We start from the raw sequence: 22,271 nt of genomic DNA on the forward strand, positions 1-22,271 counted from the left end.
GAAGACCCCGCGATGATGCCTGGAGCAATGACCCCGCCGATCCGGACGCTGGCCGACATCGCGCCGCTGGCGCCCGAGTTCGTGGTGGTGCTTGGCGCGTTCGCGCTGCTGATGCTTGACCTGTTCATCGGCGAGCGTCGCCGCGTGGTGACTCACGTGCTCGCCGTGCTGCTGCTGGTGGTCGCGGCGGCAATGGCGTTCGCCGGCGTGGGCGGGCAGGGCACGGTGCTGGGCGGCATGTTCGTACGCGACCCGGTCGCCGACGTGCTGAAGACGGTGCTGGTCCTGCTCAGCGCCGCGTCGCTCGTTTACGCATGGTCGTACATGCGCGAACGCGACCTCTACAAGGGCGAGCTGCCGGTGCTGGTGATGTTCGCCACCGCGGGCATGATGCTGCTGGTTTCCGCCGGCAACCTCACCCTGGTCTATGTCGGTCTCGAACTGCTGGCCCTGTGCCAGTACGCCCTGGTGGCGATCGATCGTGACAGCCCGGTCGCATCCGAGGCCGGCATGAAGTACTTCGTGCTGGGCGCGCTGGCCTCGGGCCTGCTGCTGTACGGCATGTCGCTGGTCTACGGCGCCACCGGTACCCTGGACCTGGCGACCCTGCGCGAGACCGCAATGGGTCTCGAAGGCGGCACGGCCACCCTGCTGCTCACCGGCACCGCGTTCATGGTGGTCGGCATCTGCTTCAAGTTCGGCGCCGCGCCGTTCCACATGTGGCTGCCCGATGCGTACCACGGTGCGCCCACGCCGATCACGCTGTTCATCGGCTCGGCACCCAAGCTTGCCGTGTTCGGCATGGCCTATCGCCTGCTCGAGGACGGCTTGGGCGGCGGGGCGCTCCAGGACCAGTGGCAGCTGCTGCTGGCCGGCATCGCCGCGCTCTCGCTGGTGGTCGGCAACCTGTTCGCGATTGCGCAGGCCAACCTGAAGCGGATGCTGGCGTACTCCACCGTGTCGCACGTCGGCTTCCTGCTGCTCGGCTTCGCCGGCGGCGGAGTGGAGGGCTACGCGGCGGCGATGTTCTATGCGATCAGCTACGCGCTGATGGCGGCGGCGGGGTTCGGCGCGATCATCGTGCTGTCCAACCGCGGCTTCGAGGCCGACCGCATCGACGACTTCCGCGGCCTGAATGCGCGCAGCCCGTGGATGGCGGCGCTGGTGCTGTGCATCATGGCTTCGATGGCCGGCGTGCCGCCGTTCCTCGGGTTCTGGGCCAAGCTGGCGGTGCTGCGTGCCGCCCTGCAGGGCGACCTGATGTGGCTGGCCATCGTCGGCATCGTGTTCGCCGTGGTGGGCGCGTTCTATTACCTGCGCGTCATCAAGGTCATGTATTTCGACGAGCCGGTGGGTGCGCCGCTGGAGGCCCGTGCCGACGCGCCACTGCGCACCCTGTTCGCGGTGAATGCGCTCGCCCTGCTGGTGCTGGGCGTGTACTGGAACCCGGTCATGGCCTGGTGCCAGGCGGCGTTGGCCGCATAGGCATCCGGGAACGTCCGAGGGCTTGCATTGCCCGGGGCGTTCCTTCATAATTCCGCTTCTGCTGCGGGGTGGAGCAGTCTGGCAGCTCGTCGGGCTCATAACCCGAAGGTCGCAGGTTCAAATCCTGCCCCCGCTACCAGCTTTTCGCGGTCGACGAAAAGCCTCCAAGGAGGCTTTTTTCGATTAAGGAAAGTTTGGGCTCGTCCGGTGCGCAATGAGGCGCGCCGGCACCGGATCCAGCAGTATCGGACAAGGGCCCATTGGGCCCTTTGTTTTTTTTTGGCGCCGCCAAAGCGCGACCGCATCTGGAGGAGGAGGCAAACGTGACGGACAAATCAACCGACATCGCCAACCTGCTGTCTCCGACCGTCGCCGCGCTGGGGCTGGAGTTGCTGGGCGTGGAATACCTGTCGGCGCCCGGCAGTGCCGTGGTGCGGCTGTACATCGAGCGACCCGGTGCCGAAACGTCCGCGGACACGCAGGGCGTGGGGATCGAGGACTGCGAGGCCGTGAGCCGCGAGGTCTCGGCCCAGCTCGACGTCGAGGATCCGATCAGCGGCAACTACACGCTGGAAGTGTCGTCGCCCGGCGTTGACCGGCTGCTGTTCAAGGCGGCGCACTTCGCGCGCTTCATGGGCGAGCAGGCCAAGGTCACCCTGCAGCTGCCGCAGGACGGCCGTCGTCGCCTGACGGGACGGATCGCCGCGGTGGAAGGCGAGACCATCACATTTGATGTCGACGGCCAGCCGATTGCGGTGGCCGCCGGCAATATCGAGAAGGCGCGGCTGGTACCCGACTGGGTCGCCCTCGGCTACGGGCCGGCGAAGGACGCCTCCGGGCGTGACGACCGCCCCGGCAAGGGCACGCCGCACAACAGACAAACCAACAAGCCGGCGGCCTCCAAGCCGTCCCGTGCGGAGTAATACAGGAATGAGCAAGGAACTGTTGCTGGTCGTCGACGCCGTCGCCAATGAAAAGGGCGTGCCGGAGTCGGTCATCCTTGAAGCCATCGAGGCCGCGCTGGCCACCGCGGCCAAGAAGCGCTACCTCGACCAGGACGTGCTGACGCGCGTGACCATCGATTCCAAGGACGGCAACTACGAAACGTTCCGCCGCTGGGAAGTGGTGGCCGACGACGTGGTGATGGAGTCCCCGGACCGCCAGATCCGCCTGATGGACGCGGTCGACGAAGCCGAAGGGGTCGAGGTCGGCGACTACATCGAAGAGCAGATCGACAACGTCGACTTCGGGCGCATCGCCGCGCAGGCGGCCAAGCAGGTGATCGTGCAGCGCGTGCGCGAAGCCGAGCGCCAGCAGGTCGTCGATGCCTGGAAGGATCGGGTGGGCGAGCTGGTCACCGGCGTGGTCAAGCGCGTCGAGCGCGGCAACGTCTTCGTCGACCTCGGTGGCAACGCCGAAGCCTTCATCCCCAAGGACAAGGCGATCCCGCGCGACGTCGTGCGCGCCGGGGACCGCATCCGCGGTTACCTGTACGACGTGCGCAGCGAGCCCCGCGGCCCGCAGCTGTTCATCAGCCGCGCCGCCCCTGAATTCATGATGGAGCTGTTCAAGCTCGAAGTGCCGGAAGTCGGCCAGGGCCTGGTCGAGATCAAGGCCTGCGCGCGTGATCCCGGCGACCGCGCCAAGATCGCCGTGGTCGCCTACGACACCCGCACCGATCCGATCGGCGCCTGCATCGGCATGCGCGGTTCGCGCGTGCAGGCCGTGAGCAACGAGCTCAACGGCGAGCGCGTCGACATCGTGCTGTGGTCCGACAACCCGGCGCAGTTCGTGATCAATGCCATGGCGCCGGCGGAAGTGCAGTCGATCGTGGTCGACGAAGACAAGCACTCGATGGACCTCGCGGTGGCCGAAGACCGCCTCGCGCAGGCGATCGGCAAGGGCGGCCAGAACGTGCGCCTCGCCAGCCGCCTGTCGGGCTGGCAGCTCAACGTGATGACCCAGGACCAGGTGGCCGCGAAGTCCGATGCCGAGCAGGCCACGGCGCGCGCCCTGTTCCAGGAGAAGCTCGAGGTCGACGAGGAGATCGCCACCATCCTCGTCACCGAAGGCTTCAGCACGGTCGAGGAAATCGCGTACGTGCCCGTCGGCGAGCTGCTGGCGGTGGAGGGCTTCGACGAGGACATCGTCGAGGAACTGCGCGCCCGCGCCCGCGACGCGCTGCTCAACGACGCGCTGGCCGACGCCGAGGAACTCGACGAGAACGCCCCGGCGGACGACCTGTTGCAGCTCGAAGGCATGGACGACGAGACCGCGTTCGCGCTGGCCGCGCACGGCGTGCGCACCAGCGAGGACCTGTCCGACCTGGCCGCCGACGAAGTGCTGGAGTTCGGCATCGAGGGCCTCGAGCTCGATCGTGCCGCCGCGCTGATCCTTGCCGCGCGGGCCGAAGAGATCGCGCGCCTGGAAAGCGAAGGCTGACAGTCAGGGGTCCAGGCCCCCGACCAGCAAGCACCCAGAATTGATCCATCTCCATAGCGCGGCACATGCCGACGCCAAAGGAACCGGAAGCCGAATGTCGCAGCAAACCACCATCCGCAAGCTGGCCGAACTGGTGAACACGCCGGTCGAGAAGCTGCTTGAGCAACTGTCCGAAGCGGGCATGTCGTTCAACAATCCCGACCAGGTCGTGACCAGCACCGAGAAGGTGAAGCTTCTCGGCTTCCTGCGCCGGACCCATGGCCGCACCGAAACGGTGTCCGAGGATCCGGTCGCGCCGAAGAAGATCACCCTCAACCGCAAGAGCACGCTCACCGTGGGCGGCGGCAAGAACAAGCCGACCGTCGACGTCGTCGTGCGCAAGAAGGTCACGCTGGTGAGGCCCGGTACGGGCCCGCAGGGCATGACCGAGGACGAGGAGCGCGCCGACATCCTGCGCAAGCTCGAGGAGTCGCGCCAGCACAACCGGGACGAGCAGGAGCGCCTGGCCGCCGACGACCGCCGTCGCGCCGAAGAGATCGAGGAGCGCAAGCGCGTGGCCGCCGACGCCGAGGCCGCGCGCCTGCGCGCCGCGGCAGCCCCGGCCGCGCCCGCCGCGGGCGACGACGATGCCGTGCGCAAGCCCGCTGCGACCCACGGCCATGGCCATCCCAAGCCGGCGCCGCCGCGCAGTGATGACCGTGGCGCCGCCAAGCCCAAGGGTGCACGCGGTTCGCACCAGGCACCCGCCGGTGGCGAGGACGACGACAGCGCCGCGCGTTTCGCCGGCAAGATGCATCTTTCCGCAGCCGACCGCGCGCGCCGCAGCACCGCGCGCCCGAAGGCACGCCCGCAGCGCGGCAACAACCGCGACCAGAGCCGCACCGGTACCGGGTTCACCCGGCCGATCGCGCCGGTCGTGCGCGAAGTCGCGATCGGCGAAGCGATCACCGTGGCCGACCTTGCGCAGAAGCTGGCGATGAAGGGCGGCGAAGTGGTCAAGGCGCTGTTCAAGATGGGCGTGATGGCCACCATCACCCAGTCCATCGACCATGACACGGCGATGCTGGTCGTCGAGGAGCTCGGACACACCGCCGTGCGCGCCGATGCCGACGATGCCGAGAGCGAGCTGATCGCGCATGGCGAAGGCGTGCAGGGCGACAAGGTCGCGCGTCCGCCGGTGGTCACCATCATGGGCCACGTCGACCACGGCAAGACCTCGCTGCTGGACTACATCCGCCGCACCAAGGTCGCCACAGGCGAAGCCGGCGGCATCACCCAGCATATCGGCGCGTACCACGTCGATACGCCGAAGGGCGTCATCAGCTTCCTCGACACGCCCGGCCATGCCGCGTTCAGTTCGATGCGTTCGCGCGGCGCCAAGCTCACCGACATCGTGGTGCTCGTGGTCGCCGCCGACGACGGCGTGATGCCGCAGACCATCGAGGCGATCCAGCACGCCCGGGCCGCCAAGGTCCCGCTGATCATCGCCATCAACAAGATCGACAAGTCCGAAGCCGACCCGCAGCGCATCAAGAACGAACTGCTGACCCACGAGATCGTGGCCGAGGAATTCGGCGGCGACACGCAGATGGTCGAGCTGTCGGCCAAGACCGGCGACGGCGTGGACGACCTGCTGGACGCGATCGGCCTGCAGGCCGAAGTGCTCGAGCTGAGCGCGGTCGCCGATGGCCGCGCCTCGGGCGTGGTGATCGAGTCCTCGCTGGACAAGGGCCGCGGCCCGGTGGCCACGGTGCTGGTGCAGCAGGGCATGCTCAACAAGGGCGACTACCTGGTGTGCGGCATCGAGTACGGCCGCGTCCGCGCGCTGTTCAACGAGAGCGGCGTGCAGGTCGATGGCGCCGGCCCGTCCATCCCGGTGCAGGTGCTGGGCCTTTCGGGCGTGCCCGATGCCGGCGACGACTTCGTGGTGGTCGAGGACGAGCGCCTCGCCAAGGACGTGGCCCAGCAGCGCGAGACCAAGCGCCGCGAGCAGCGCCTGGTGCAGGCTGCCGGCAACCGCATGGAAGACATCATGGCGCAGATGGGCGGCGGCCAGCAGCTCGAGCTGCCGCTGGTGGTCAAGGCCGACGTGCAGGGTTCGGTGGAAGCACTGCGCCAGGCACTCACCGCGCTCTCCAACGACGAGATCCGGGTCAACATCATCCGCTCCGGCGTGGGCGCGATCACCGAGTCCGACGCCAACTCCGCCGCCGCCTCCAAGGCCACGATCATCGGCTTCAACGTCCGCGCCGATGCGTCGGCGCGCAAGCTGATCGAATCCACCGGCCTCGACCTGCGTTACTTCTCGATCATCTATGACGTGATCGACCAGGTGAAGCAGGTGGCGTCGGGCATCCTCGGCGTCGAGATCCGCGAGGACATCATCGGCACCGCCGAGGTGCGCGAGGTGTTCCGCAGCTCCAAGTTCGGCGCGGTCGCCGGCAGCATGGTCATCGAGGGCGTGGTCAAGCGCCACAAGCCGATCCGCGTGCTTCGCGACGAGACGGTCATCTTCGAGGGCGAGCTGGAATCGCTGCGCCGCTTCAAGGAGAACGTCGACGAGGTCCGCGTCCACACCGAATGCGGCATCGGCGTGAAGGCGTACAACGACGTCAAGCCGGGCGACAAGATCGAGTGCTTCGAGCGCGTCGAGGTCCAGCGCACGCTGTGAAGAAGTCCTTCCACAGAACCGACCGCGTGTCCGCCCAGCTCCGCCGCGAGCTGGGCACCCTCGTGCGCGACGCGGTCGCGCAGCACGGCCTGCCGTCGCTCAGCGTCTCCGACGTCGAGGTCACCCGTGACATGGCGCACGCCAAGGTCTTCGTGACCGCGCTCGACCCCGAGCGCGCCGCCGAGGCCATGAAGGGCCTGAAGGCGGTGGCGTACGAAGTCCGCTACCGCCTTGCGCATACGGTGAAGATGCGCCACGTGCCGGAGCTGCATTTCCATTACGACGACTCCGTCGACCGCGGCGAGCGCATCGAGAACCTGCTGCGCGAAGCGGGCGGGCCCGGCGACCGCGATGACTCCGGCGAGCCCGGCAGCGGGGACTGATCCCCCGCGATGACTGCCAAGCCACGTACGCGCTTCCGCAAGCTCGACGGCATCCTGCTGCTCGACAAGCCGCGCGGGCTGAGTTCCAACCAGGCGCTGCAGCGCGTCCGCCACATGTTCCGCGCCGAGAAGGGCGGGCATACCGGCAGCCTCGACCCGCTGGCCACCGGCCTGCTGCCCGTGTGCTTCGGCGAAGCCACCAAGATTGCCGGCGGCCTGCTGGGTGCGCGCAAGGCCTACGACGTTGTCGCGCGCCTCGGCCAGGTGACCGACAGCGACGATGCCGACGGCCAGCTGCTGCGCGAGCGCCCGGTGCCGCTGCTCGATGTCGCCACCCTCGATGCCGCGCTGGCGGCGCTCACCGGCCACATCCAGCAGCGGCCCCCGATCTATTCTGCACTCAAGCGCGGCGGCGAACCGCTGTACGCCAAGGCCCGGCGCGGCGAGCCGGTGGAAGTCGAACCGCGCCCCGTGGACGTGCACGCCTTTACGCTGCTCTCGGCCGCCGATCTGCTCGACGTGCCCGGCGATGGCCGTCCGCCGCACATCCTGCGCCTGCGTGTTGAATGCGGGTCCGGCACCTACGTGCGCAGCCTGGTGCGCGATCTCGGTGAAGCACTGGGCTGCGGCGCGCACGTGTCCGAGCTGCGGCGCCTGTGGGTGGACCCGTTCAGGGACCCGCGGATGTGGACGCTCGACGACCTGGCCGCGCTCGCGGCACGCGGCGAGCACTGCCTCGAATCCTGCCTGCTGCCCATCGAATCCGGCATGGATGCCTGGCCACGGGTCGCCGTGGGCGCCGCCGACGCCGCGCGCCTGTCGTACGGGCAGGGCGCCCCCGGGCCATTCAGCCCGCAGGGGGAGGTGGCGATCCACGGTCCCGACGCGCGCGTGCTGGGTCTGGGCGAAGTGGATGCCGATGGCGCGTTGCGGCCGCGGCGCATGTTCGCCTGGGCCTGCGCCCAACCGACGGGCGGTGCCGCGACGGCGTGATCCGCCTTGTCCGCGGGGTGGCCCCCGGGCTACAATCTCCCGGCTTTTTCGTGTCAATTCCGGCGCTTCCGCGCCGATCACGCTCCACCGCTCGCGGCGGGTCACGTGGTGCCCGTGCATGCCAACCGGCGTGCCACGGTGTTCCTGCGGTCCACGCATCACCAGAAGGTTGCACAGCATGTCCACCATCGACACCGGCAAGATCATTGAAGACAACAAGCGCGGCGACGCGGACACCGGCTCCCCGGAAGTCCAGGTCGCCCTGCTCACCGCACGCATCGTGCACCTGACCGAGCATTTCAAGGCGCACAAGCAGGACCACCACAGCCGCCGCGGGCTGCTGATGATGGTCAACCGCCGCCGCAGCCTGCTCGACTACCTGCACCGCAAGGACAGCGCGCGTTACAAGGCGCTGATCGAGAAGCTCGGCCTGCGTCGCTGATCCACCCCACCGCGGCGCAGAGATGCGCCGCGGTTTTATTTCGGCACGCCGCCAGTGCGCGCCACCCGGCACGGGGCAAGGGTCCCGCCCGGTTCATCGCAAGAGTCATCAAGGAATCACCAACGTGGCAAAAGTGATCAAGAGCTTCGAGTACGGCAACCGCACGGTCACCATCGAGACCGGTGAAATCGCCCGCCAGGCCGGCGGCGCGGTCATGGTCTCGTGCGAGGGCACCGTGCTGCTGGTCAGCGCCGTCGCCAACAAGACCGCGCGCGAGGGGCAGGATTTCTTCCCGCTCACCGTCGACTACCAGGAGAAGTTCTACGCCGGCGGCCGCATCCCGGGCGGTTTCTTCAAGCGCGAGGGCCGCCAGACCGAGAAGGAAACGCTGATCTCGCGCCTGATCGACCGCCCGATCCGCCCGCTGTTCCCGGACGGCTTCCGCAACGAAGTGCAGATCATCGCCACGGTGATGTCGATGAACCCCGAGGTCGACGGCGACATCCTCGCCCTGATCGGTGCCTCGGCCGCGCTGTCGCTGTCGGGCGCGCCGTTTGACGGCCCGATCGGCGCCGCCAAGGTCGGCTACAAGGACGGCCAGTACCTGCTCAATCCCACGATCTCCGAGCTGAAGGAGTCCGAGCTCGAGCTGGTCGTCGCCGGTACCGCCAACGCGGTGCTGATGGTCGAGTCGGAAGCTAGGGAGCTGTCCGAAGACGTGATGCTCGGTGCGGTGATGTTCGGCCACCAGCAGATGCAGGTCGCGATCAGCACCATCAACGAACTCGTCGCCGAAGCCGGCAAGCCCAAGTGGAGCTGGACCGCGCCCGCCGCGGACGAAGGCATCGTGCACGCCATCCGCACCGCCGTCGGCGAGCAGCTCGCGGCCGCGTTCCAGGTGCGTGACAAGCTCGAGCGCAAGGACGCCATCTCGACCGTCAAGAAGGCGATCCTGAACGCGCTGGCACCGCATGCCGAGGCCAATGCCTGGGCACCGGGCGACCTCTCGAAGGAGTTCAGCGAGCAGGAATACCAGACCATGCGCAACTCGGTCCTCAAGACCAGGGTCCGCATCGACGGCCGCGCGCTCGACACGGTCCGCCCGATCGCCAGCCGCGTCGGCATCCTGCCGCGCGTGCACGGCTCGTCGCTGTTCACCCGTGGCGAGACCCAGGCGATCGTCGCCGTGACGCTCGGCACCGCCCGCGACGGCCAGATCATCGACGCCGTGTCCGGCGAGTACAAGGAACACTTCCTGTTCCATTACAACTTCCCTCCCTATTCGGTGGGCGAAGCCGGCCGCATGATGGGTCCGAAGCGTCGCGAGATCGGCCACGGCCGCCTTGCCAAGCGCGGCGTGCTCGCCGTGATGCCGACGATGGAAGAGTTCCCGTACACCATCCGCGTCGTGTCCGAGATCACCGAGTCGAACGGTTCGTCGTCGATGGCGTCGGTCTGCGGTTCGTCGCTGGCGCTGATGGACGCGGGCGTGCCGATCAAGGCGCCGGTCGCCGGCATCGCGATGGGCCTGGTGAAGGAAGGCGATGACTATGTCGTGCTGTCCGACATCCTCGGCGACGAGGACCACCTCGGCGACATGGACTTCAAGGTGGCCGGTACCACCAACGGCATCTCGGCGCTGCAGATGGACATCAAGATCCAGGGCATCACCGAAGAGATCATGAAGGTCGCGCTGGCGCAGGCCAAGCAGGGCCGCCTGCACATCCTCAAGGAAATGGAAGCCGCGCTGACCGCGCCGCGTTCGGAGCTCTCCGAGTTCGCGCCGCGCCTGATCACCATCAGGATCCACCCCGACAAGATCCGCGAAGTGATCGGCAAGGGCGGTTCGGTCATCCAGGCGATCACCAAGGAAACCGGCACCCAGATCGACATCCAGGACGACGGCACGATCACGATCGCATCGGTCGACGCCGCCGCCGGCCGCGCCGCCAAGGAGCGCATCGAGCAGATCACCTCCGACGTCGAGCCGGGCCGGATCTACGAGGGCAAGGTCGTCAAGCTGATGGACTTCGGTGCATTCGTCACCATCTCCCCCGGCAAGGACGGCCTGGTCCACGTGTCGCAGATCTCCAACGAGCGCGTCGAGAAGGTCGGCGACGTGCTCAAGGAAGGCGACATGGTCAAGGTCAAGGTGCTGGAGGTCGACAAGCAGGGCCGCATCCGCCTGTCGATGAAGGCGGTCGAGGAAGGCGAGGGCGTGGTCGGCGAGTAAGCCGCACGCGTCGCTGCCCGGTTCACGCCGGAAACCAGAAGAGCGGGCTCAGGCCCGCTCTTTTTTTGGTTTGTTTACCGGCGCAGGAGAAACGTTCCCGTGGCAAGGAACGTCTGCTTGTTCGCCGCGCGTTGACCTGGAGGCCCCTTGGCTTCGCGCCTTCGCGCCTTCGCGAGAGCCAGGGATTTGCGCAGGAGCAGGGGTCTCGCGAAGGCGCGAAGGCGCGAAGAAGGCCGCGGTGCAACCTTCTTTGTCCGGGCGCCCGCCGTTGGCGGAGGGCGGCGGGGGTGGCGCGTGTCAGGACGCCAGGCGGGCGAGCGCTCGCTGCACGCGCATCCTGGCGCGTACCGCCTTGCGACGCAGGGCACTGAGGCCGCGTGCCAGGCGGTTCCCACCCGTGTCCGCGGTGGCGCGCATGCCGCCCTGGATCGATTCGCCGTCGGCCGGCTGGCGGTGGCGCGCCAGCGCCCGCAGGCGCGTGCGCGAGGAGGGTGGCGTGCCGTACTCCGGCGGCATGTCATTGCCCTGGAACAGGCCGAGCGGCGCATAGCCGGCGTAGGCGGGAAACACCTGCCCGAGGCGGTTGTTGCCCATCCGCCGGATCAGCAGCTCCGACAGGACCCGACGGAAGTCGGTGGCGACCGGGATGTCGCCGAAGTAGGGCGACAGCACCTCGGGATCCAGGCCCATCCACTGGCCATAGAAGCGACGCCCGTTGACCGGCCCGCCGAGCACCAGCATCGGATTGCCGTAGCCGTGGTCGGTGCCTCCGCTGCCGTTCTGGCGCACACGCCGCCCGAACTCCGATTGCACCACCACGGTCACCCGCGACGCCTCGCCACCGGCGGCCATCTCGACGTAGAACGCGGTGAGGGCCTGCGAGAGTTCGGCGATCTTGTTCTGGTAGTAGTGGTAGCCGCTGCCCGCCGTGCCCTGGCCTTCGTGGGTGTCCCAGCCGCCCAGGTCCACTGCCGCATAGCGCAGGCCCACGCCGAAGCGGATCGACTGCGCCACCGTCCACAGCTGGCGCGCGAAGGTGCTGGTGGGCCACCCGGCGGGCAGGGCGGCGCTGTAGGGCTGCGCACGCACCATGCGCAGCGACTGCTCGGCCAGCGCGGCCTGGCGTTCGACTGCGCTGCGTCCTGCCAGGTATTCCGCCAGCAGGTCGTTGACGCCGAGCACCCCGGCGGCGCGTCCGCCACCCCCTTCGCGCCACTGCCAGGGACCGGCGTTGAGCGCGAAGTCGGTCGGCGTGCCCATCGACAGCGCATCCGTGCCGCCCAGCATGTTCGCGGGCTGCCGGGTGTTGACCGCCAGCATCGGCATGGCCGTGTTGTCCGCCGCGCCGGGATCGCTGTTCCATGCGCGCGTCAGCCAGCCGGTGCCGCCGCCCTGCTGCCCCGGCGTGCCGAGGTCGCAGTACAGCTGCGCATCGAAATGGCTGCGCGTGACCGTGGTCTGCATGCCGCAGCCATGCACGATCGCCAGCTTCGACTCCCCCCACAGTTCGTGCAGCCCGATGGCCGAGGGGTGCAACCCGAAGCCGGTGGCGGTACCGCCGGCGAGGCTGAGCGGCAGTGCCGCGTACGCCCCGGTGGCGGCGATGGCCAGCGAAGGGCGCGCCTGCTCGTAGTGGATGCGGTCCTCGCCGGCGGTCGGCACCACCAGGTTCAGGCCGTCGATGCCGCCGCGCAGGAACACGTGGACCAGGGTGTCATGCGGAGTGCCCGCGAACGCGGGGCGCGAGTACAGCAGCGCGGGCGCGGCGCCGGCGATCGCGGCGGTGGCACAGCAGCCCTTGAGGAATTCGCGGCGCGAGAGTTCGATGTCGACCATGCCTGCGTCCTCAGCGGGTGGAGAATTCGGGGGACATCAGCAGCATGGACACCATGCTGCGCAGCCGGTCGTGGTTGTAGTGTCCCTTCAGGTCGCTGCCGCGCCACGCGTTGTCGTCGAGGATCACGCTGGTGTCGATGCTGCCGTTCTGCGCCATGAACCGGTAGAGCAGCTGCAGGCGGGCTGCCGCGGGGGCATGGCCGAGGACGCGCTGGCACCAGAAGTCGACCAGCGCGCGCGGCGTCCACTGCGCCACGGCTGCCCGCGACGTCTCCACGATCGGCATCAGCCGCTGCGTGCCGTCGCTGGCCTCGGTCAGCCAGCCGAGCATCTTCCACGTCATGGCGAAGCTGTTGGCACCTGACCAGGCCGTGGCCGTGTCGGGATAGCCGTTGGGCGCCGGCCAGTCGTAGGGCGAGTGGCCGGTCGCACCCAGGCGCCACATGAAATCGTTGCTGCGGTCGTGGTCGGGGCGGAGGGTCCAGTCGGCGCCTGCGGCGCGCATGGCCGCCGCGACCACTTCCGATGGCCGGCGACGTTTTCCGTCCCAGCCTTCGCGGACGACTTCGGAGCGCAGGATGTGGCGCAGCACCAGGCGGAGCTGGTCGGGGTTCTGCCACTGCGCGCGGAACATCGCCGCGGCGCTGTTGACCAGGGACTGCGGCGGAACGTCGCTGGCGAAGTGGCGGATCAGCTTGCGGCAGATGAACTTCGCGACGCGAGGATGGCTGGCGACGCGGTCCAGGACGTCGCGGCCGTCCTTCAGCGCGGCCTGTTCGGGCAGCAGGTACATGCCGAGCACCATCTTCGGCCCGGTGTCATGGTCGCTGGCGTTGTAGACGAACGTGCCGTCGCCGCCGGTGCCGGTGCGCACGCTCCAGCCGGTGAACGCGGCCGCGGTCTCGTACACGTCGATGTCGGTGTAGCCGATCGGGTAGGTCGGGTCCTCCGGACACGGCGGGACCGCGGACGGGTTGACGAAGCCCAGGTAGTTCTCCGCGCCGAAGGTATGCAGTTCCAGCAGTTCGCGCGCGAAATTCTCGTTGGGGCCCGAGCGCCGGTTGGTGCGGTTGTCGAGGAAGAACATCATCGACGTGCTGCGCGCCATCGCCTCGAGCATGGTGCGGAAGTTGCCCATCGCATGGCTGCGCATGACATCGCGGTTGTAGTGCACGTACACGGGGCCGGCGTCGTAGTCGCTGAGCATGACGTTGAAGTGGTCGTGCCAGAACGTGGTCATTCGCTCGTGCAGCTGGCGGCGCGAGAACACCGCGCGCACCAGCGAGGCGCGCTGCACCTCCCACGCCGGGAGCATCCGCACTTCGTACGCCGGCCCACTGGCGACATGATCGGCCCACAGCTGGGGCAGGGTCTTGGCGAGGGTGCTGTAGCCGGCGGCGGCCAGGCGTGCATCCAGCGCGGAGTCGCTGATCGACTCCCAGGCCAGCTGCTGCTCGAGCATCGCCTCGTAGCGGGCGACATCGTTGCTGCCGAGTGCGTCGAACTCCTGCTTCGCGGTCGGTGTGATGCCGTAACCGAGGCGGTGCCATGCGCGCACCCATGCCGGCGGGGGGGCGAGCGCTTCGTGCGGGGGGCGCGGACGGGGACCAGGCGCGCCGGGCGGCGGCGGAGGCGCCGGTGGAATGTCGCGGGGCGGGCGCGTGGCCGCCTCGATCGAGTATCCGCCATAGCGCCGCGCCGGCACGTTGCCCATCGCGCCGCGGCGGCTTGCCACCCTTGTTTCGGCCATCTTCGATCCCCGGACAGGCCGGACGCAGCCCCTCGGCGACTATTGCGGATTCGCGCCGCGGGGGATGTGACCCAGTGCCGGGATCATGCACCAGCGCGCGGCTCCGCCGGCTTGCCGGGTCAGACCCAGCCGGTGAGATAGAACGTGGCGATGATGAAGAACACCGCCATGGTCTTGATGATGGTGATCGCGAAGATGTCCTTGTAGGCCTGCCGGTGGGTCAGGCCGGTCACCGCGAGCAGGGTGATCACCGCGCCGTTGTGGGGCAGGGTGTCCATGCCGCCGGAGGCCATCGAGGCGACGCGGTGCAGCACCTCCATCGGGATGCCGGCGGCGTTGGCGTTGGCGATGAAGCTGTCGGCCATCGCGGCAAGCGCGATCGACATGCCGCCAGACGCCGAGCCGGTGATGCCGGCCAGCGCGGTCACCGTGACCGCCTCGTTCACCAGCGGATCCGGAATCGAACCGAGCGCGTTGGCCACCACCAGGAAGCCGGGCAGCGCAGCAATCACCGCGCCAAAGCCATACTCGGACGCGGTGTTCATCGACGCCAGCAGCGCACCGCCAATGGCCGACTTGGTGCCCTCCGCGAACTGCGCGAACACCGTACGCCACGCAAACACCAGCACCGTGGCGATGCCGATCAGCAGCGCGCCCTGCACGGCCCAGATCGCCGAGATCTTGGCGACTTCCTGCACCACCGGCGCGGGATTGCCGACCACCGCGGGAATGAAGCTGTGGCTGGCGCCGTATACGCCGGGCAGCAGGCGCGTCAGCACGAGGTTGGAAACGCCCACCATCACCAGCGGCAGCAGCGCGACCATCGGGTTGGCGAGCTTGCCGCCGACGAACTCGACGGGTTCGTTGAGGAGCGTCGCCGGATCACCGTAGCCTTCGCCGGCGCGGTGCGCCACGCGTCGCCGCCATTCCAGGTACAGCATGCCGAGGATGATGATGAACACCCCGCCCAGCGTGCCCAGCACCGGTGCGGCCCAGGTGTCGGTGCCGAAGAAGGCGGTCGGAATGATGTTCTGGATCTGCGGCGTGCCGGGCAGCGCGTCCATGGTGAAGGTGAACGCGCCGAGCGCGATGGTGCCGGGGATCAGGCGCTTGGGGATGTCGCTCTGGCGGAAGAGTTCGGCGGCGAACGGATACACCGCGAACACCACCACGAACAGCGACACGCCGCCGTAGGTGAGCAGCGCGCAGACGATCACGATCGACAGCATCGCCCGCTGTGCGCCGACCACGCGGATGGTCGCCGCCACGATCGACTTGGAGAAGCCCGAGATCTCGATCAGCTTGCCGAACACCGCGCCCAGCAGAAACACCGGGAAGTACAGCTTGAGGAAGCCGACCATCTTGTCCATGAACAGGCCGGTGAACATCGGCGCGACCAGCGACGGGTCGATCAGCAGCACCGCGCCCATGGCGGCGATGGGGGCGAACAGGATGACGCTGTAGCCGCGGTAGGCCACCAGCATCAGGAATACCAGTGCCGCGAGCACGATCAGGAACGACATCGACGGGTCCTTGCGATCGTGCCACGCACGATTCCACGGTCGACAGTGTCGTCAGCGCCGGCCATCGCGGCCCATTGTCCGAAGGTACGATGCCGCCGCGCGGGCGCGCTCCCTACGCTGTCACCACGTCGGCGACCGGCCGTACGCGAAGCCTATTCCTTGGGGACACCATGAAGCCTGCCCACATCCGTTGCACCACCCTCAGCCTGGCGATCGTCATGGCACTGGCCGCTCCGGCGCTCCAGGCGCAGGACGCCCCCGCCGAACAGGCCCCGGCCACGCGTGCCAGCGCCACCCAGCTGGACGCCATCACCGTCACCGCACGCCGTCGCACCGAGTCGATCATGGACGTGCCGGTCGCGGTCAGCGCATTCGGCGAGGAGCAGCTCAAGGACCTCCAGGCCACCGACATCAGCGGCCTGCAGGGCGCCGTGCCCAACCTCAACATCGTGCAGGGCCGCGGCTCGTCGAACACGGTCAACGTGTTCATCCGCGGCATCGGCCAGCCCGATTCGCTGCAGACCTTCGACCCGGGTGTCGGCATGTACGTCGACGACGTCTACTACTCGCGCATCAACGGCGCGCTGTTCTCGCTGTTCGACGTGCAGCAGGTCGAAGTGCTGCGCGGCCCGCAGGGCACGCTGTACGGCAAGAACTCCACCGGCGGCGCGATCAAGGTCGCCACCAAGAACCCGTTCGACGACCAGGGTGGGGCGGTCGAGGTCGGCGTCGGCAGCTTCGGCCGCACCGATTTCCGCGCCTATCTCGGCGAGCAGCTGTCCGAGCGCGCTGCGTTCAGCATCGCCGGTGCGTACCTGAAGAACGATGGCTACGTCGAAGACCCGGTCACGGGCGAGGACTACAACGGAGAGGACACGCTCGCCATGCGCGGCAAGCTCGCGCTGCGCCCCACCGATACCTTCAGCGCCACCCTGTCGGTCGATTACACGCGCCAGGACAACGCCCTGACCCTGGGCCAGCCGACGGCGCCGCTGATCCGCACCGACCTCGCGTTCGGCCCGGTGGTGCTGCACGCGCCATCGACCGACGACTACGATTTCGAGAGCCGTACCTCCTTCCGTCCCGACCAGGGACAGGAGATGACGCACAAGGGCTTCAGCGCCAACCTGGAGTGGGATCTGGGCGAACAGTGGTCGGTCAAGAGCATCAGCGCCTGGCGCAAGCTCGATACCAGCTCCTACATCGACATCGACGCGTCCGAGTGGGAACTGGGCGACGTGCTGGTGGAAGTCGACCAGGAACAGTTCAGCCAGGAACTGCAACTGCAGTACGACAACGGCGGCAACCTGCAGGCGATCTTCGGCGCGTACTACATGAACGAGACGCTGCCGTCCCACCAGGAAGCCTACGCCAGTGACTTCTTCGGCTTCGCGGGGACGCCGATCGCCTTCCTGCGCACGATCGATGACGACCTCGAGACCACCAGCGTGGCCGCCTTCGCGCACGCCAACTGGGAGTTCGCCCCGACCTGGACGCTCGCTGCCGGCCTGCGCTACTCGCGCGACGAGAAGGACTACCAGCGCACCACCAGCACCTTCTGGGGCCCGCTGTTCGCGGCCATCAACGAGACCGTGGCATTCAGCGGCAAGCAGAGCTGGGATGCGTGGACGCCGTCACTGAGCCTGCAGAAGGCCTTCAGCGACAACGTGATGGGCTACGTGTCCGCCAACCGCGGCTTCAAGTCCGGTGGCTTCAATGGCCGCGCCAACACGGCGCTGGAAACCACCTCGGCGGCGTTCGAGCCCGAGGTCGTCTGGACCTACGAGGCGGGCGTTAAGATGCGCTCGGATGACGGCCGCTTCACTGCGAACTTCGCTGCGTTCCACAGCAGTTACGAGGATTTCCAGGCGCGCGTATCCGAGGTCCTGAACCCGGACTCGCCGGTCCCGACGTTCTCGTTCCCGGTGCTCAACGCCGCCGAGATGGAAATCAACGGATTCGAGTTCGAGGGCGTTGCCAGGCTGGGTGATGCCACCCTGCTCAGCGGCCAGGTCGGCTGGATGGATGCCAGCTACAAGTCGTTCGCGGACCTGCGCACCACCGATCCCGCCAATCCGTCCTACGACCCGACGCTGCATGAGCACGTGCCGTTCTCGCCGGACTGGACCGCCCGCGTCGCCCTGCAGCATACCTTCCAGCTGGGTGGCAGCGGTGCGCTGACCGTCGGCGGCGACGTCGCCTACCGCGGTGACACCTGGCTGTCGGTCGACAACCGCCCGGGTCTGATGCAGGAGGGCTACACCACCGCCGGGCTGTTCACGGCGTGGGATTCCCCGCAGTACGCCTGGCAGATCCGCGCCGGCGTGCGCAACGCCACCGACGAGCTGTACAAGACGGAAGGCCAGGAATTCTCCTCGGTGGCCAACATCCAGACGGCGTACTACGCACCGCCGCGCAACTGGTACCTGTCGGTCCGTCGCAACTTCAGCTTCTGATCCGAGCCGGGCCAGCGAGCCAGGGTGATTCCAGCGGCGGGCTTCGGCCCGCCGCTGCGTTATGCTCGCCGGCGGTCTTGCAGGCGGGTCCGGTGGCGGAGATGGGGGAATGCTGAGCGTCGGCATCGTGGTCACCGCGGCGCTGCTGTGGCTGGCCGTGCTGTTCGGCACCGCGGTGTACGCAGAACGCAGGCCCGGCGTGCTGGCCCGGCACTGGCATCACGTCTACGCGCTGTCGCTGGCGGTGCACTGCACCTCGTGGACCTTCTACGGCACCGTCACCCAGGCAGCGCGCTACGGCTGGCCGCTGCCGCCGACCTTCCTCGGCGCGATCCTGTTCTACGCGGTGGCCGTGGGCTTCATGCTGCGGCTGGTGCAGCTGGCGCGCGAAAGCAACGCCACCTCGATCGCCGACCTGATCGCCACCCGCCTCGGCAAGGATGCCTGGCTTGCCGCCACGGTCACCCTGGTGGCGGTGCTCGGCCTGGTGCCGTACATCGCGCTGCAGCTCAAGGCGGTGACCATGAGCTTTGCCGCCGTGACCACGGGCGGGGTGGTCGACCCGGACATGCCGGCATGGCGCGACGGTGCGCTGTACGTGGCGGTGGCGATGGCGGTGTTCGCGATCGTGTTCGGCACGCGGCGGGCGAGTGCGGCCGAGCACAACCGCGGCCTGGTGCTTGCCATGGCGTTCGAATCGCTGTTCAAGCTGGCGGCGATGCTGGCGCTGGGTGCCTTTGTCTGGTTCGGCATCGACGCATTGCCCGAAGCGCCGCCGCCGCCGCCGGAGCCGGTCGGCGGCTTTGCGCCGCTGGTGCTGCTGGGCGCGCTGGCCATGTTCATCCTGCCGCACCAGTTCCACGTCGGCGTGGTGGAGTGCCGCGACGAGCGCCACGTGCGCACCGCGCGCTGGCAGTTCCCGCTGTACCTGCTGCTGATCGCGCTGCCGGCGCTGCCGCTGGCGCGCGCGGGCGCCGCGCTGCTTGGCGACAGCGTGCCGTCGGACATGTACGCGCTGGCGCTGCCCGCCGCGCATGGTCACAACGGCGTGGCGCTGTTCGCGTTCCTGGGCGGCCTGAGCGCGGCCACCGGCATGGTGGTGGTGAGCACGCTCGCGCTCAGCCTGATGATCGGCAACCACTGGTTTGCACCGGGCCTGCTGCGTGGCGCGTGGTCGGCGGCGCGTGGCGACGACCACCGCGGCGCGCTGCTCACCCTGCGGCGTGGCGGCATCCTCGCAATCATGCTGCTGGCGTGGGCCTACAGCCGGTTGATCGGTGGCAACGAGGCGCTGGCCGACGTCGGCGCGGTGTCGTTCTCGGCGCTGGCGACGCTGGCGCCTGCGCTCGCCTGCGCGGTGTGGCGCACGCGCACGCCGCCCCAGGCGGCTGCCTGGGGCATCGCGCTGGCGTTCGCGGCCTGGGGCTGGGTGATGGTGTCGCCGATGCTGGTGGCCTTGAACGGGGGCGACGGCACGTGGTTGGTCGACGGCCCCTTCGGCCTGGCCTGGCTGGCGCCGGACGCGCTCTTCGGGCTGACCAGCTGGAGCCGCCTGGGGCGCGCCGTAGGCGTGAGCCTGTTCGTCGGCATCGTTGCGACCCTGCTGCTGTCGGCGTGGTTGGCGGCACCTCGCCGCGACGTCGCGCGCGGCTCGGACCTGCGCACGCTGCGCAATGCCGGCCGCCGCTTCCTGTCCGCGCGCACCGTCGACGACCTGCTGCGCGGTGCACCGGGCAGCGGCGCGGTGCCGGCGGTGATCGAAGCGCGCCTGGAGCGCGAGCTGGCGGCGGTGCTCGGCAGCGCCTCGGCGCGCCTGTTGCTGGATGCCGCGCGCCGGGAGGCGGGCCCCGACCTCGACACCGTCGCCGCCATCGTCGGCGAGGCCTCGCAGGACCTGCGCTTCAACCAGCGCCTGCTCGAGGCCGCGATGGAGAACATGAGCCAGGGCATCAGCGTGGTCGACCGCGAGCTGCGGCTGGTGGCGTGGAACAGCCGTTACGCCGAGCTGTTCGGCTACCCGCGCGGACTGCTCCGCGTTGGCGTGCCGGTCGCCGAGCTGGTCACCCACAACCTGCGCAGCGGGCTGGTGGGCCGGGTGAGCGGCAGCGTCGAGGCCGAGTCGGGCAAGCGCCTGCGCCACATGCAGGCCGGCACGCCCTACGTCAGCGAGCGGGTGTTCCCGGATGGCGGCATCGTCGAGATCCGCGGCAACCCGATGCCCGGCGGCGGATTCGTCGCCACCTTCAGCGACGTCACCGCGTTCCGCCGCACCGAGGCCGAGCTCAAGCGCAGCAACGAAACCCTCGAGCAGCGCGTCGACGAGCGCACCGCGAGCCTCGACCAGGCGCGCCGCGAGGCCGAGCGCGCCAACGAGGCCAAGAGCCGCTTCCTCACCGCAGTCGGCCACGACCTCCTGCAGCCGCTGCATGCCGCACAGTTGTTCACGGACGCGCTGGCGTCGCAGCTCGACGGCGCGCCGCGCGCATCGCTCGGCCAGATCCGCGGCGCGCTGGACTCCACCACCGACCTGCTCACGGGCCTGTTCGACATGGCGCGCCTGGAGGCCGGCGGGCTGGTGCCGCAGCCGCGCGCGTTCCCGCTGTCCGACGTGCTCGAGCCGCTGGCCTCGGAATTCCAGGCGCTGGCCGAAGAGCGCGGCCTCGCGTTCACGCTGGTGGCGACCTCCGCCTGGACGGACAGCGATCCGCAGCTCCTGCGCCGCGTGCTGCAGAACTTCCTGGCCAACGCCGTGCGCTATGCGGGGCGCGGTCGGATCCTGCTCGGCGTGCGCCATGTCGGCGGCGCGCTGCGCATCGAGGTGCACGACACGGGGCCCGGGATCGCCCCGTTGCAGCAGCAGCTGATCTTCGAGGAGTTCCGCCGCGGCGACGGCGTGGCGGGGCAGGGACTCGGGCTGGGCCTTGCCATCGCCGACCGCATCGCCGGTCTGCTCGGCACCGGCATCGTATTGCGCAGCACGGTGGGCAGGGGTACGGCGTTCTCGATCACCCTGCCGCGCGTCGCGGGCACGTCACAGTCGGCGCTGGTGCCGCGCCTGCGCCCCGGGCTGGTCGATGCCCGCGTGCTGGTGGTCGACAACGATCCGCTGGCGCTCGAGGCCTTGCGCACGCTGCTCGCAGGCTGGGGTGCGGAGGTGGTCGCGGTGCCCGACGGCGCTGGCGCGGAAGCGGCGCTGGCCACACGGTCGGCTGCGCTGTGGCTGCTCGACTACCACCTCGATGACGGCGACACCGGCATCGAGCTGCAGCAGCGCCTGGCCGCGCGCTTCGGTGCCGCGCCTGCGCTGGTGCTCAGCGCCGATGCCACCGATCAGGTGCGTCGCCAGGTGGCCGAGCGTGGCCTCGGCCTGCTGCAGAAGCCGGTGCGGCCGCTGGCGTTGAAGTCGATGCTTGGCCGGCTGCTGGCGATGCGCACCACGACGGACCGCGAGCCGGCCGCGGAAGCGTTCGAGGAATGAGTCGTGGGTGCCTGTGCTGCACGGGCGGCACTTGCCGCCGCCCTACAATGGCCGAAACTTCCACGCGGTCGCGCAATGCCCTATACCCCCATCCTCGCCACCCTCGGCTACATCCTTTCGCCTGACCGTCGCCAGGTGCTGCTGGTGCACCGCAATGCGCGCGACGACGACCAGCACCTCGGCAAGTACAACGGCCTGGGCGGCAAGCTGGAAGCCGATGAGGACGTGGTGGCCGGCATGCGCCGCGAGATCATGGAAGAGGCCGGCATCCACTGCACCGACCTGCAGCTGCGCGGCACCATCAGCTGGCCGGGCTTCGGCAAGCAGGGCGAGGACTGGTTCGGCTTCGTGTTCCTCGTCACCGGCTTTACCGGCACGCCGCCGGCGTCGAATCCGGAGGGTACGCTGGAGTGGGTCGACGTCGACCGCATCCTTGAACTGCCGCTGTGGGATGGCGACCGCCGGTTCCTGCCGCTGGTGTTCGACGCCGATCCGCGCGCCTTCCACGGGGTAATGCCGTACCGCGACGGGAACATGGTGTCGTGGGCGGTGTCGCGGATCTAGGTGCGTCGCCGTGCA

General features: G+C 69.0%; 14 protein-coding genes and 1 tRNA gene. 12 read left to right on the forward strand and 3 right to left on the reverse strand.

The window, feature by feature from the left end; all coding sequences use genetic code 11:
* Positions 1-27: 27 nt before the first annotated feature.
* The 9 genes from nuoN to pnp all read left to right on the forward strand — a co-directional run bounded on the left by nuoN (position 28) and on the right by pnp (position 10,649).
* A complete protein-coding gene (gene nuoN / locus H5368_RS02000) occupies positions 28-1,485 on the forward strand; it encodes an NADH-quinone oxidoreductase subunit NuoN (protein ID WP_182820827.1) in 1,458 nt (485 codons plus the stop codon).
* A gap of 62 nt (positions 1,486-1,547) precedes the next feature.
* Positions 1,548-1,624: transfer RNA gene (locus H5368_RS02005), tRNA-Met, on the forward strand.
* A gap of 184 nt (positions 1,625-1,808) precedes the next feature.
* Complete coding sequence (gene rimP / locus H5368_RS02010) at positions 1,809-2,408, forward strand: ribosome maturation factor RimP (protein WP_182820829.1); 600 nt, start codon at positions 1,809-1,811, stop codon at positions 2,406-2,408.
* Positions 2,409-2,415: 7 nt separating this feature from the next.
* Positions 2,416-3,927: a transcription termination factor NusA gene (gene nusA / locus H5368_RS02015; RefSeq protein ID WP_182820831.1), complete on the forward strand. Its 1,512-nt coding sequence runs from the start codon at positions 2,416-2,418 to the stop codon at positions 3,925-3,927.
* Positions 3,928-4,021: 94 nt separating this feature from the next.
* On the forward strand, positions 4,022-6,598 hold the full coding sequence (gene infB, locus H5368_RS02020; protein WP_182820833.1) for a translation initiation factor IF-2: 2,577 nt from the start codon (positions 4,022-4,024) through the stop codon (positions 6,596-6,598).
* Entirely contained in the window at positions 6,595-6,981 is a 387-nt protein-coding gene (gene rbfA, locus H5368_RS02025; RefSeq protein WP_182820835.1) for a 30S ribosome-binding factor RbfA, read from the forward strand. Before infB ends, rbfA begins: the two co-directional genes overlap by 4 nt.
* Positions 6,982-6,990: 9 nt before the next feature.
* A complete protein-coding gene (gene truB, locus H5368_RS02030; protein ID WP_182820837.1) occupies positions 6,991-7,974 on the forward strand; it encodes a tRNA pseudouridine(55) synthase TruB in 984 nt (327 codons plus the stop codon).
* 178 nt (positions 7,975-8,152) lie between these two features.
* Positions 8,153-8,416 (forward strand): 30S ribosomal protein S15, encoded by a 264-nt coding sequence (gene rpsO, locus H5368_RS02035; RefSeq protein ID WP_182820839.1) that lies wholly within the window; start codon positions 8,153-8,155, stop codon positions 8,414-8,416.
* A gap of 124 nt (positions 8,417-8,540) precedes the next feature.
* The gene (gene pnp / locus H5368_RS02040) at positions 8,541-10,649 is read left to right on the forward strand and encodes a polyribonucleotide nucleotidyltransferase (protein ID WP_182820841.1); all 2,109 of its coding nucleotides are present in this window, start codon (positions 8,541-8,543) and stop codon (positions 10,647-10,649) included.
* A 297-nt stretch (positions 10,650-10,946) separates the two neighbouring features.
* Here the strand turns inward: pnp and H5368_RS02045 are convergent, their stop codons facing one another.
* The 3 genes from H5368_RS02045 to H5368_RS02055 all read right to left on the reverse strand — a co-directional run bounded on the left by H5368_RS02045 (position 10,947) and on the right by H5368_RS02055 (position 15,758).
* The gene (locus H5368_RS02045) at positions 10,947-12,485 is read right to left on the reverse strand and encodes a DUF1501 domain-containing protein (protein ID WP_182823664.1); all 1,539 of its coding nucleotides are present in this window, start codon (positions 12,483-12,485) and stop codon (positions 10,947-10,949) included.
* A gap of 10 nt (positions 12,486-12,495) precedes the next feature.
* Positions 12,496-14,235: a DUF1800 domain-containing protein gene (locus H5368_RS02050; RefSeq protein WP_182820843.1), complete on the reverse strand. Its 1,740-nt coding sequence runs from the start codon at positions 14,233-14,235 to the stop codon at positions 12,496-12,498.
* 119 nt (positions 14,236-14,354) lie between these two features.
* The gene (locus tag H5368_RS02055) at positions 14,355-15,758 is read right to left on the reverse strand and encodes a GntP family permease (RefSeq protein WP_182820845.1); all 1,404 of its coding nucleotides are present in this window, start codon (positions 15,756-15,758) and stop codon (positions 14,355-14,357) included.
* Positions 15,759-15,928: 170 nt separating this feature from the next.
* On the opposite strand from H5368_RS02055, the gene H5368_RS02060 reads away from it, so the two are divergent.
* The 3 genes from H5368_RS02060 (at position 15,929) to H5368_RS02070 (ending at position 22,256) form a co-directional block, all read left to right on the forward strand.
* Entirely contained in the window at positions 15,929-18,214 is a 2,286-nt protein-coding gene (locus tag H5368_RS02060; protein ID WP_182820847.1) for a TonB-dependent receptor, read from the forward strand.
* 109 nt (positions 18,215-18,323) lie between these two features.
* Positions 18,324-21,692 (forward strand): PAS-domain containing protein, encoded by a 3,369-nt coding sequence (locus tag H5368_RS02065; protein ID WP_182820849.1) that lies wholly within the window; start codon positions 18,324-18,326, stop codon positions 21,690-21,692.
* 75 nt (positions 21,693-21,767) lie between these two features.
* Positions 21,768-22,256: an 8-oxo-dGTP diphosphatase gene (locus H5368_RS02070; RefSeq protein ID WP_182820851.1), complete on the forward strand. Its 489-nt coding sequence runs from the start codon at positions 21,768-21,770 to the stop codon at positions 22,254-22,256.
* Positions 22,257-22,271: the final 15 nt, after the last annotated feature.

It is taken from the genome of Luteimonas sp. MC1782, assembly GCF_014164605.1.
In the GTDB taxonomy this organism is placed as follows: domain Bacteria; phylum Pseudomonadota; class Gammaproteobacteria; order Xanthomonadales; family Xanthomonadaceae; genus Luteimonas.